Source organism: Micromonospora sp. DT228 (genome assembly GCF_049841595.1).
Taxonomy (GTDB): Bacteria; Actinomycetota; Actinomycetes; order Mycobacteriales; family Micromonosporaceae; genus Micromonospora.
Genome location: NZ_JBNCKO010000002.1, coordinates 149432 through 161825, shown reverse-complemented (window position 1 = coordinate 161825; position 12394 = coordinate 149432). Strand labels below are relative to the sequence as shown.

8 protein-coding genes and 2 pseudogenes are annotated in these 12394 nt (G+C 72.5%); 4 read left to right on the top strand and 6 right to left on the bottom strand.

Annotated elements, in window-relative coordinates; translation table 11 throughout:
* Positions 1–229: 229 nt before the first annotated feature.
* Both ACLQ29_RS03995 and ACLQ29_RS03990 read right to left on the bottom strand, forming a co-directional pair.
* Positions 230–916, bottom strand: a complete 687-nt coding sequence (locus ACLQ29_RS03995) for a response regulator (RefSeq protein ID WP_425770751.1) — start codon at positions 914–916, stop codon at positions 230–232.
* Between the two features lie 2 nt (positions 917–918).
* Positions 919–2184, bottom strand: a complete 1266-nt coding sequence (locus ACLQ29_RS03990; protein WP_393372373.1) for a PspC domain-containing protein — start codon at positions 2182–2184, stop codon at positions 919–921.
* Positions 2185–2340: 156 nt separating this feature from the next.
* On the opposite strand from ACLQ29_RS03990, the gene ACLQ29_RS03985 reads away from it, so the two are divergent.
* The 3 genes and pseudogenes from ACLQ29_RS03985 to ACLQ29_RS03975 all read left to right on the top strand — a co-directional run bounded on the left by ACLQ29_RS03985 (position 2341) and on the right by ACLQ29_RS03975 (position 6239).
* Positions 2341–4155: a PspC domain-containing protein gene (locus ACLQ29_RS03985; protein ID WP_425770255.1), complete on the top strand. Its 1815-nt coding sequence runs from the start codon at positions 2341–2343 to the stop codon at positions 4153–4155.
* Positions 4152–4379: pseudogene (locus ACLQ29_RS03980) on the top strand (hypothetical protein); the annotation flags it as partial. The gene ACLQ29_RS03985 and the pseudogene ACLQ29_RS03980, both read left to right, overlap by 4 nt.
* 606 nt (positions 4380–4985) lie before the next feature.
* Entirely contained in the window at positions 4986–6239 is a 1254-nt protein-coding gene (locus ACLQ29_RS03975; protein ID WP_425770254.1) for a phosphatidylserine decarboxylase, read from the top strand.
* A gap of 61 nt (positions 6240–6300) precedes the next feature.
* On the opposite strand, the gene ACLQ29_RS03970 is transcribed toward ACLQ29_RS03975, so the two are convergent.
* The 3 genes from ACLQ29_RS03970 to ACLQ29_RS03960 all read right to left on the bottom strand — a co-directional run bounded on the left by ACLQ29_RS03970 (position 6301) and on the right by ACLQ29_RS03960 (position 10193).
* Positions 6301–7239 (bottom strand): CDP-alcohol phosphatidyltransferase family protein, encoded by a 939-nt coding sequence (locus tag ACLQ29_RS03970; RefSeq protein ID WP_425770253.1) that lies wholly within the window; start codon positions 7237–7239, stop codon positions 6301–6303.
* Positions 7240–7585: 346 nt separating this feature from the next.
* On the bottom strand, positions 7586–8551 hold the full coding sequence (locus tag ACLQ29_RS03965; protein ID WP_425770750.1) for an NUDIX hydrolase: 966 nt from the start codon (positions 8549–8551) through the stop codon (positions 7586–7588).
* A 691-nt stretch (positions 8552–9242) separates the two neighbouring features.
* Complete coding sequence (locus ACLQ29_RS03960) at positions 9243–10193, bottom strand: NUDIX hydrolase (protein ID WP_393372386.1); 951 nt, start codon at positions 10191–10193, stop codon at positions 9243–9245.
* A 143-nt stretch (positions 10194–10336) separates the two neighbouring features.
* Between ACLQ29_RS03960 and ACLQ29_RS03955 the strand changes: the two are divergent.
* Positions 10337–10642: pseudogene (locus tag ACLQ29_RS03955) on the top strand (PspC domain-containing protein); the annotation flags it as partial.
* A 109-nt stretch (positions 10643–10751) separates the two neighbouring features.
* Here the strand turns inward: ACLQ29_RS03955 and guaA are convergent.
* Entirely contained in the window at positions 10752–12308 is a 1557-nt protein-coding gene (guaA, locus tag ACLQ29_RS03950) for a glutamine-hydrolyzing GMP synthase (protein ID WP_425770252.1), read from the bottom strand.
* Between the last annotated feature and the right edge of the window lie 86 nt (positions 12309–12394).

The following is a 12394-nucleotide window of genomic DNA, read 5'->3' as shown; positions in this document are numbered from 1 at the left end:
CGGTCGGCACAGGCAGCACTGAGCAGGAAATACGTTGCGCCGCCCGCGAACGCGGTCTTGGCCCCCACTCAGGCCCGGGGCGCACCTCTGCCCGTTAGGACGTCCGCCACCGCATGCATTTCGACCCGTCCGGACAGGTCGGTTACGGCTGCACGGGCACGATCACCACCTGGGTGGACGAGGGCGCGGAGATCGTTTGTCTGATCAGCGGCCACGGCCGACGCGGCTGTCACACCAGCCGGCGATCCGCCGCCCAGCGGGAGAGTTCGTAGCGGTTGGACATCTGCAGCTTGCGGAGCACGTTCGACACGTGCGTCTCCACCGTCTTGATGGAGATGAACAGCTCCTTGGCGATCTCCTTGTACGCGTACCCCCGGGCCAACAGCCGCAGCACCTCCCGCTCACGGTTGGTGAGCTGGTCCAGCTCGGGGTCGGCCACCGGGGCATCCGGTCGGGCCGCGAAGGCGTCCAGCACGAACCCGGCCAGCCGTGGGCTGAACACCGCGTCCCCGTCCGCCACCCGACGGATCGCCGCGGCCAGCTCATCCGGGGAGATGGTCTTGGTCACGTACCCGCGCGCACCGGCACGGATCAGCCCGATCACGTCCTCCGCCGCGTCGGAGACGCTCAGCGCCAGGAACTTGACCTGCGGGTGGCTGCGTCGCATCGCCTCCAGCACCGCGCGCCCGCCGCCGTCGGGCATGTGCACGTCGAGCAGCACCACGTCCGGTCCGACAGCCGCGATCCGGGTGACCGCCTCGGTCACGGTGCTCGCCTCGCCCACCACCTCGACGTGGGCGCCCAGCTCCGCGCGTACCCCGGCCCGGAACATGGCGTGGTCGTCCACCAGGAAGACCCGGAGCCGCTCGGGGCGGGCATCCGCCGGGTCGAGGTGCTCGGTCGACTGCTCGGCCATGGTCATCTGTTCCTCTCCGCTGCGGACGAGTCCCGGGAGATCGGCAGTATCAACCGGACCTCGGTCCCCTCCCCCGGGCCGGACCGGATCTCGGCCCGTCCGCCGTGCCGCTTCATCCGCCCGATGATCGAGCCGCTCACGCCGTGCCGGTGGTCCTCCACCGTATCCGGATCGAAGCCCTTGCCCCGGTCCCGGATGAAGACGCTGACCTGATCGGGCTCCACCTCGGCGTAGAGCGACACGGTCTGCACGCCGGCGTGCCGGGCCGCGTTCACAAGCGCCTCCCGCGCGGCTGCGACAAGCGCCCCGACCTTCTCGTCGGTCTCCCGGTCCCCCACCACGACCGCCTCCACGGTGATCGCGTAGGTGTCCTCGACCTCGGCGGCGGCCTGCTCCAGCGCGGCGGCGAAGCGCTCGCTCGGCGACGCGGTCGGCTTGTACAGCCAGTTGCGCAGGGAACGCTCCTGCCCTCTGGCCAGCCGCTGCACCATCTTGACGTCGCTGGCGTTGCGCTGGATCAGAGCCAACGTGTGCAGCACCTGATCGTGCACCATGGCGGCCAGCTCGGCCCGCTCCTGTTCACGGATGCGGCCCTCGCGCTCCGAGCGAAGCTGGCTGTACGTCCGCCAGAGCACGGGCGCGGCGACCACGCCGACCCCCGCCAGCCCGACCAGCGCGAAGATCACACCGTTGATCACGGCGTCGAAGTTCTGCGCCGGCGAGTAGACCGCCGCGACGCCGATGATGCCGACCGCGACAAGCACTCCCCCGCCGATGAACCGGAGCACGAACGCCCGGCGGTCACTCTCCTCGACGACCGCGCCGAGCCAGGGCACCGGCATCGCGTTGCCCCACTGCCGGCGCCGTTCGGGCGCCGACTGGTGCCAGATGACCCCGGCGCCGACCGCGATGATGGCCACCAGCCAACCGGCGGTGCCGGCCGCGCCGACCGAGTCGAAGACCATCACCTGGATCAACAGGACACCGAGCCCGATCCCCACGAACGGCAGGAGCTGGGCGACGTCGCGCCGGGGCGGCACGGCGGTGTCGCCGGGCCGCAGCGGCACCACCGCCCAGAAGGCCGCGTAGAGCAGCAGGCCGAGCCCACTCAGGCCGAGCAGCACCATGAACGCGACACGCACCCGCAGCACCGAGATGCCGAGATGGTCGGCGATACCGGCGGCGACGCCGGCGGCCATCCGGTGCTCGGGGGCGCGGTAGAGGCGCGGGGGCGGAATCACGGTGCTGATCGCGGGCTCCCTGGTCACGGTGGCGGATCTGGTGGAGGTCGGTGATCTGATCGTCACACGCTGCGGCGTCGACGACCACGGGGACGCCCCCGACATTCCGGCCGCCGGATCTCAGGGTGGGGTCAGGGTCGGGTCCTGAGGTCGCTCGGGCTCACCTGGCAGCAGGATCGAGGCATGACCGAGGAAGCTGCCCCGCCACCCCGACCCGGGTCGGCGGAGCCGGGTGGTTCAGCACCGCCCCCACCAGCCACGACGCCCACCGAATGGACCGCGCCCCGCACGTTCGGTCCGCCCACCGGCTACGGCCCGGAGACCGGCGGCACCCCCGCCGATCCGGGCGGCGGCTACCCGCCGCCCACCGCCGGACACGGGCCGGAGTTCGCGGCCGGCACCGGCTACGGGGCCGCGGGCATGCCACCCGGACCGGGCGGGCCGGGTCCGTCCGCGCCGCCACCGCCGTTCGCCGGCACCGGGTTCACCTCGCGGTACGGGTTGGTCCGACCACGCGAGGGGCGGTACCTGGCCGGGGTCTGCGCGGCGATCGGGCGAGCCACGAACACCGACCCGGTGCTCTGGCGGGTGCTGCTCGCGGTGCTCGGGTTCTTCGGTGGCATCGGCATCCTGGTGTACGTCGCCGCCTGGTTGATCATTCCGAACGAGGGCGACACCGCATCCCCGATCGAGTCCATGCTCGGCCGCGGCCGCTCCAGCATGTCGCCGGTCACCGTCATCATCCTGGGCATCCTCGTCGCGGCCAGCTTCGGCTACATCGTCACCGACGCCTTCCGCGCGGTGCTGCTCGGCGCGGCCATCCTGGTCGCCGGCGCGCTGCTGCTCAACCGGGACAGCCGCACCCCACAGCCGGGCACCCCGGCCGGGCCGGCACCGTCCGGCAATCCGCCCGGCCCGGTCCCACCGGTGACCTGGCCCGCGCCGTCGTACGGTGGGGCGCCGCCAACCGGCCCACCGGCGACGGCACCCATGGCCGGCGGCGCTCCGGCGTACGCCAACGCCACCGCGGGGGGACCGCCCGCCGCCACCACCGGGGGGTACGACCTGCCGCCGGTCGGCGTTGCGCAGTCGACCGGCACGGCGCAGCCGGCCTCCGGGACGGGCCCGGTGTCCGGACAACCGGCCGACCCGACGACCGTCGGAGCGGGCTGGCCGGCAGCCGCCACGGGCTGGCCGGGCACCAACCCGCCCACGGTCGAGTGGCCGTCGGCGCCGGTGACCGCCGCACCCGCCGGTCCGTCCGGCTATCCGACCGCCGCCCCGGTGTCCGGATACCGCCCCCCGTTCGCGCCGCACGGCCCGTACGCCTCGCCGGCCCCGACCCCGTCCCGCCCCGCGAAGCCACCGAAGCCGCCGAAGCGCCCCAAGGAGCGTTCGCCGCTCGGCGCGGTGACCTTCTCCCTGATCTTCCTGGTCCTCGGTGTGGTCGCCCTGCTCGACCTGCTCGACGTCTTCGCCATCAGCGCCTCGGCGTACTTCGCGGCCGCGCTGGCCACGATCGGGCTGGGGCTGCTGGTCGGCACCTGGTTCGGGCGGGCCCGCTGGCTCATCGCGCTGGGTCTGGTGACCGCGGCGGCGCTGGGTACGGGGACGGTCGCCGAGTCCTACGACCGGATCCGCGGGGTCGACGGCGCGGTGACCTGGGCACCGACGGACTACCGCGATCTGGCCGACCGGTACGAGAACAGCTTCGGTGACGCCGTGCTCGACCTGCGGGGGATCGACTTCGCGAAACGGGACAGCCAGGTGACGGTTGCGATCAACTTCGGCAAGGCGACAGTGGTCGTCCCGCCGAACGTGGACGTCACCACTGTGGCCGACGTCAACGCCGGCGACGCCACCATCTTCGGCAACCGTTCCGGCGGGCTGGACGGTCGCCTACAGGAGACCACCGACCTCGGTGTCGACGGTGCCGGCGGCGGCAAGCTGCGCCTGTACATCCATGTCAACGCTGGCAACCTGGAGGTGACCCGGTGAAGGCTCACCGCACGGATCTGGTGTCGTTCGCCTTCGGGCTCGTGTTCCTGGCGCTGTCGGCCTGGTGGCTGCTCGCCCAACTGCTCGGGTTCGCGCTGCCGGCGGTCGGATGGTTCCTAGCCAGTGCCCTCATCCTGATCGGCGTCTTCGGGCTGGTCGGCGCACTGCGCTCGGGCCGCTCGGCGCAGCCCGAGCAGACCGCCGAGGCCGGTGCCACAGTCGCCGCCGCGCCCGTCTCCGGCGCGTCCGCTCCGGTTTCCGGCGTGCCGACCTCCGGTGCGGCACTGCCGGTCTGGGAGGCCGACCGCTCCACCTGGGACGCTCCCCCACCGGAAGCGACCCCGGAGGCGGCCACCACCGAGGTACGAGCACCGCAGGCGCCGCCCACCGATGTGATCCACCCGGCCTGGCTGGCTCACCCGCCGGCGGAGCCACAGACCGCTCCGATCCCCGGCCAGCCCGACGAGCCGACCCTCCCGATCGTCGGCCGAGCGCCGGACGGGGACGAGCCGACCCGGCACGACCAGCCGGCCGAGGCCGTCGGCGACCAGCCGGCCGAGGCCGTCGGCGACCAGCCAGGTGAGGTGGTCGGCGACCAGCCGGCCGAGGCCGTCGGAGAGCAGCCGGGGGACGAGCGGAAGGGCCGACGGGGAGAGGCCTGACCTTGGGCGCAAACCGGTCTCGGCCTGCCCGACCACCACGGCGGTGCCGCTGGCCCGGACGGACGCATATGCTGGCCGGTGGAGATCTCGCCTCCGCCGGCCGGCCCGTCCCGCCATGGCGGTCCCGCCGCGATTCCCGTCTCTACCCCCGTCAGGAGCCCGCCCGACATGACGCAGTCCCCCGCCGTGCGTACGACCGGCCGGTCCGGTCCGGTCCGCATCGGCGAGCGAGCCGCCCGCACGCTCGTCGCCGAGCTGGCCCGGATCAACGACCCCAAGGCCGCCCTGCTGGTCGGGGTGGGCCCGGAGTCCGCGGTGCTGGCCGCGGCGATCGAGGCGCTGCTCCCCGGTGACCGGCTCACCGTGGTGCCCGCCGAGCCGTTCGGCGCTGCCGCCCTCCGCGAGCACGTCAACGCCCAGGGCCGTTGGGTCGCCGACCGGGTGGGGGTCGTCGACTCCCTGGCCGAAGCCGAAGCCGCCGGGGTCGTCATCGCCGGCGAGGTGTTCAGCGGCACCGCCGAGGAGACCCGAAGTGGCATCGAGGGCCTGACCAAATATCTGTCCGACGGTGCGGTGCTGAGTGTGGCGACCACCGCCACGCCCGGCCGGACCACCGGGGCCGCCGCCGAGTTGGCCCGCCAGGACGCCCTCTACGGCGTCGGCGCCGACCTGGTGCTGCGCAACTCGCCGCCGGTACGGGTCTACCGACTGCGCTTCACCCCGGCCAGCCCCGCCACGGCCGAGAGGCTCGCGCCCGCGCACCGGCCGTCGAGCGTGCCGCTGACCCGCGGCATGCACATCGACTCCAACGGAGTGGCCGCCGCCGGCATCACGCTGGGCCTCGCGGCACTGGCCCGGGTGGCGCGCCCGTCGTCGAAGCTCTGGCTGCTGCCGGCGCTGGCCGCCGGGCCGGTCGCCGCGTTCTTCCGGGACCCGGAGCGCGACGTGCCGGAAGACCCGACCGCGGTGGTCGCCAGCGCGGACGGAAAGGTCCTGTCGGTGCAGCGACTGCACGACGAGCGCTTCGGCGACGGCGAGTGGCTGCGGGTCGCGGTGTTCCTGTCGGTGCTGGACGTGCACGTCAACCGTGCCCCGGTCGCGGGCAAGGTGGTGGACTACTTCGTCGCCGACGGCGGCTTCGTCAACGCGATGAAGCCGGACGCCGAACACAACGTCGCCGCGTACACCGTGCTGGACACCGCCCGTGGCACAGTGGTGGTCGCGCAGCGTACCGGGCTGATCGCCCGTCGGATCGTGCAGCGCGCGCCGATCGGCGCACTGCTGGCCAAGGGCGAGCGGTTCGGCCTGATCCGTTTCGGCTCACGGACCGACGTCTACCTGCCGGCCGACGCCGCGGACCCGCTGGTCGGGCCGGGCGACAAGGTGGTGGGCGGGTCCACGGTCATCGCCCGCTGGCGCTGACCCACGAACGTGCGAACGGGGCGCCGCTGACCAGCGGCGCCCCGTTCTCGTTGCGAAAAAATCAGGCGGTACGACGTTGCCGCAGCCAGAGCACCGGCCCGCTGACCAGGTAGCCCACCACGATCAGCGCGAACGTGAGCCGGATGTCGATGAGTGCGCCGATCACCGGGGCCAGCCACAGCCACGGCGGCAGCTTCACCAGGCGGGCGAGCTTGGCGTACGGGAAGCTCGACACCATCGCGAAGGCGAGCAGCGCGACCCCCGCGACAAGCACGGCACCGGGCACGGGCAGGCCGATCGCCACCGTCACGGCGAGCACCGCGGCCGCCATCGTGGTGGGAACGCCGCAGAAAAACCGGCCGTCCTTCGGCGAGACGTTGAAGCGGGCCAGTCGAATCGCGGCGCACGCCGCGACAAGCGCACACGCCACCGCCGCCGCGGCCGTGGAGACGGAGCCGGCGAGCGAGGCGTAGACCACCACAGGTGCGGCGAGGCCGAACGAGCACATGTCGGCCAGGGAGTCCATCTGCGCGCCGAACGGGCTGGCCACGCCCAGCCGACGGGCCAGGGCGCCGTCCAGACCGTCGAAGCCGACGCAGGCGATCAGGCAGAGCGCGGCGATCCGCACCTCACCCTGCATGGCCAGGAAGATGGCCAGCATGCCGAGCATCAGGCTGGCCAGCGTGCAGGCGTTGACCAGGCCGAACTTCATCCGGCGAGCGACGGTGCGCTCGCCGGGGAGCAGGGGGATCGACCGCGCCGAGGCCTCGTCGACGTGCGCCAGGCTCGGCATCGCCGGACTGACCGGCATGATCGCCTCGATCTCGGCTCGACCGACGCCCGACGCCGGACGGCTGAGCCGGTCCAGGCCGTAGCGACGGCGCTGCCGGTCGGCGTACCGGTGCTCGGTCGGGGTCAGGTCGGTCGCGTGCAGGTCACCGTCACGGCGACCGACCCGGACCAACAGCACCTGGCGGGCGAATGTGCTGCTGCGGCGCAACGGGCCCGCCCAGCGACGCCCTGCGGGGCGCGGACTGTCAGTAGTACGACGCCGGCGCCATGGGGCTCTCGGCACGTTTCCTCCATCACCGGATCGGCTGGCCGCCGCGGGGCGGGTGTCCGGCTGTCTCGTGCCGGACCGTGCGTGACCCGGCAGCCGTTTTGCGCGGAGTACACCATCGCATAGGGGGACATGGCTTGGCGATAGCTGCCGGCGGTACTTACATCTGGGCTAAACCGCTCGAACCGCTCGCTTATTCCCATCTCGGGCTTCACCGCCCGTTCCTCCATCATTCCCGCCTTTGACTGTACCGGAGGGTCACCAACTCGGCTCATCGAGCGGCGCGTTATCGACCACCCTGTCCGATTGCCCACTCGGCGATATCGCTCAACGGCAGGTCAAGAGCCTGGTCGCGAGTGAACCAACCCGCCCGCGCAGTCGAACCACCGGCGGATTCGGTGACCACCGCATCGGTGGGTACGTCCACCAACACCCGATAGATCACCCGTACGCCGTGCCAGTCCAGAGGCCGACCCTCCGGGCCGAGCGCGGCGGGATTGTGCAGGTTGTTCACACCGAGGATCTCCCCCACGCGGCCCCGCTGACCACCCTCCTCGACCAACTCCCGCAGCAGACCGGTGGCCGGCTGCTCACCATGATCGGTACCGCCGCCGGGGAGGTGCCACAGCCCAGCCCCGGGATAACCGGCCGCGATCTCGGTGAGCAGGATCCGCCCGGCCGGGTCGGTGACCAGCCCGTACGCCCCGAAACGCAGCCTGCGGTCGGGATGCGACGGCGGAAACGGCGCAGCAGACCGACGCGTTCCCGGCGGCAGTGGGGTAACCGGCAGGCCGAGCGCCTCGGCGGAGAACGGCGTCAGCGGCACCCGCGCCGCCTCGGCCAGGGTGAGCCAGCACGCCCGGTCGACGGCGCCGCGCCCCACGTCGTGCGGCACGCCCTCACGCAGTACGCCGTCACGCTGAACGCCGTCGCCCTGCACGCCATCACGCAGTGCGCCGTCACTCGCGGCAAGCTCGAACAGCAGCCGATCGGTGTGCAGCGCGACGGCGTCCTCCGGATAGGTGACCACGTCGGCGACCACCGCCCGGAGCTGACCGACCGTCACGGTCAACCCGACCTGCTCGGCGACCTCACGGACCACGGCACGCTCCGGGTGCTCGGCGTGCGCCACAGCACCACCGGGCAGCCGCCAAATCCCCGGGAACTCACCCCCGACCCCGTCCCGGACCACCAGCACCCGGCCCGAATCCCACAAAACTCCGTATACGCCAACCCGCCGCAGAAAGTCCATCCCCGCCAACTCCGCTCCCCCCGCCAACCGCCCGACAACATCAACCACCCCACCCGACCGCCCAGCCCAACCGCCCAGCCCAGCCCAGCCCAGCCCAGCCCAGCCGACCATCCCGTTGATCATGAGGTTATTGCCGTCTATCTCGGCGTGTCCTGACAATAACCTCATGATCGACGGACGGAGTCCGAGGATCCGCACAGGCTGCTGTCCGTTTTGGGCGTTAGGTTGGCTATGTGGCCAGTCGGCTGTGCTGCGGGGGACTGGATTGGGGATGGTCGACTCGGGTTCGTGGATGTCGGGGCATCAGGGCGCTTGGGATACCCCGACATCAGTAAAACGGAGTCGATCATCCGGTCTGTGCCGCTTCGTGGGCCTTCTCGGCGATCCCGCATTCCTCGACGGTCCGGATGGTCGCCGCACCACCCAACGCGCGGCGCCCCGGCCAGATGCGCTGCTGTCAGCGAGCGCTACCGCCGGAGACCTGTCCACTGGCGCTCGCCACCACCGGACACGCGCCCCAGCACGCAACCACCGAGCACGCGCCCGCCCGACGCGCACCACCGGCCAGTCGCCCCGGAACGCGCACCACTTCGGGCACGCGCCCCCGCACGCAACCACCGGGCACGCACCACGCACGCGCCACCACCGGGCACGGCCGTGCGGCACGCTTCAGGTGGAATGGGCCCGCGGGTTAGGTGAGCTGGGCGGCCTGGACTGCTTCGGCGGTCACCTCGGTGAGGTGGTGGGTGGGGAGGGCGCCGAGCTCCTCGCGGGCGAACCAGCGGGCTTCGCAGGTGGAGCCACCCACGTCGGCCACGGTCAGCGGGTTGGGCTGGTCGACCACGACCCGGTAGAAGGCACGCACACCGTGCCAGTCGATCGGGTAGCCCTCGGGGCCGAGCGACGCCGCGTCGCGGTGGCTGGCCACCCCGAGCAGCTCGACCAGGCGGCCGGTCTGCCCGGTCTCCTCGACCAACTCGCGGATGAGCGCCGCGCCGGGTTGTTCGCCGTAGTCGGTGCCGCCACCGGGCAGGTGCCAGCAGCCGGCGCCCGGGTAGCCGTCGGAGACCCTGGTGAGCAGCACCCGACCGGCCGGGTCGGTGCACACCGCGTACGCGGCGAAGCGCTGCGCCCGGTGCAGCCCGTCCGGACCGGGCACCGCGTAGAAGGAGGGGAACTCGGGTGCCTCGTCGGGCACCACGTCGGCCGAGGACGCGGGCAACCCGAGGGCACGCGCGGTGAACGAGCGCAGCGGCAGCTCGCTCGCCTCGTCGAGGGTGTACCAGCGGGCCAGGTCGGTGGGCCGCTCGCCGACCCGGTCGGCGAGGGTGCCGCCGCGGACCGCCACCCGGTAGATCAGCCGGTCGGTGTGGATGGTGATGCGGCGTTCCGGCAGCGCCCGCATGTCGGCGAGGACGTCGGCCAGGCCCGAGACGGCGACCGAGAGGCCCGTCTCGGCGGCGGTTTCGCGGACCACGGTGTGGTGGGGGTCCTCGCCGTGGTCGACCGCCCCGCCGGGCAGGGACCACGTGCCGGGGGTGCCGGAGCGCTCCGAGGCGCGAACCAGCAGGACTCGGCCTGTCGTATCAGCACAGACTGCGTATGCCGCGATCCTGCGGAGCGGCTCCAGCAAGGTGGTCACGGAAGCAAATTCTCCCCGGGCCGGGTTACCGGAACGGAAAAGAGTCGGATTCCTGACTGTCTGGCCCCGATCAGGGATTGGTCAGGGTAAGGATCCGGGCGGTCACCGAGGGCGGGGAGGGCACCGGCGCGGACCGTTGGGGTATGACATCGACCACCGCTCCGCACGCCCCGTACAAGCAGCTCCGTCGACCCACCACCGACCGCATGGTCGCGGGGGTCGCGAGCGGCGTCGGCCGCTACTTCGCCGTCGATCCCACACTGGTCCGGGTGGCCTTCGCGGTCACCGGCCTGCTCACCGGCGGGCTCGCGCTGCTCGCGTACCCGATCATGTGGTTTCTGATGCCCGAGGAGCCCACCGGCGCGCCGGCCTGGCCGCACTCGGCGGGCGTCGCGCCGCACGCGGGCCCGCCGCCGACCGCCGGGCCCGCGCCGGGCGGGCCGATGCCGGGGTACGCCCCGACGCCGCCCTATCCGCCGACGACCTCGTTCGACGCGCCGCCGAGCCCGCCGCACAACCCGCACGACAGCAGCCCGCCGCCGGCCGCGTGAGCGGCGCTCACTCCCACTCGATGGTGCCCGGTGGCTTGCTCGTCACGTCCAGCACCACCCGGTTGACCTCGGCCACCTCGTTGGTGATCCGGGTGGAGATCCGGGCAACGACCTCGTAGGGCAGTCGCGACCAGTCGGCGGTCATCGCATCCTCGCTGGAGACGGGTCGCAGCACCACGGGATGCCCGTAGCTGCGCCCGTCTCCCTGCACACCGACGCTGCGCACATCGGCGAGCAGCACCACCGGGAACTGCCAGACGCCCCGGTCCAGGCCGGCGGCGGTCAACTCCTCGCGGGCGATCAGGTCCGCCTCGCGGAGCAGGTCGAGGCGCTCCTGGTTGACCGCGCCGATGATCCGGATGGCCAGGCCGGGGCCCGGGAACGGGTGCCGCCAGACCATGGCCTCGGGCAGGCCCAACTCCAGGCCGAGCGCGCGGACCTCGTCCTTGAACAGGGTGCGCAGCGGCTCGACAAGGGCGAACTTCAGGTCCTCCGGCAGACCGCCGACGTTGTGGTGGCTCTTGATGTTGGCGGTGCCGGTGCCGCCGCCGGACTCGACCACGTCGGGGTAGAGGGTGCCCTGGACCAGGAACTCCACGTCGCCGTGCGAGGCGATCTCGCGGGCGGCGGCCTCGAAGACCCGGATGAACTCCCGACCAATGATTTTGCGCTTCTGCTCCGGGTCGGTCACGTCGGCCAGCGCGCCGAGGAACCTGTCGGTGGCGTCGACCACCTTCAGCTTGATGCCGGTGGCGGCGACGTAGTCCTTCTCCACCTGCTCGGCCTCGCCCGCACGCAGCAGTCCGTGGTCGACGAAGACGCAGGTGAGCTGGTCACCTACCGCCTTGTGCACGAGCGCGGCGGCGACCGCGGAATCCACCCCGCCGGACAGGCCGCAGATGACCTCCTTGTCGCCGACCTGGGCGCGGATCCGGGCAACCTGCTCGTCGATGATGTTCTCGGGCGTCCAGGTCGGCTCGATGCCGGCGATGTCGTACAGGAAGCGGGTCAGCATCTCCTGGCCGTGCGCGGTGTGCCCGACCTCCGGGTGGAACTGCACGCCGGCACGCCGACCGGCCAGGTCCTCGAAGGCGGCCACCGGAGCGCCAGCCGACTCGGCGGTCACCGTGAAGCCCTCGGGCGCCTCGGTCACGGCGTCGCCGTGGCTCATCCAGACCGGCAGGTCCGCGGGCAGGTCGCGCAGCAGCACACCCGGGTCGAGCAGGCGGGGGCGCAGCGGTGTGCCGCCGTACTCCCGGTTGCCGGTCCGCGCGACCGTGCCGCCGAGCGCCTGGGCCATCGCCTGGAAGCCGTAGCAGATGCCGAAGACCGGCACGTCGGCGCTGAAGACGCCCGCGTCGATCTGCGGCGCGTCCGGCGCGTAGACGCTGGCCGGGCCACCGGAGAGGATGATCGCGGCGGGGTTCTTCGCCAGCATCTCGACGATCGGCATCGAGTGCGGCACGATCTCGGAGTAGACCTTCGCCTCGCGAACCCGGCGCGCGATGAGCTGGGCGTACTGGGCTCCGAAATCCACCACGAGGACGGGGCGAGGCAGGCTCATGTGGGCAAAGCCTACCGACAGTCACGGCCGTGTCGGGCACGGGCCGGCCCTCCGGTGTGCCGCGGCGACGGCTCCGGGCGCAGCGG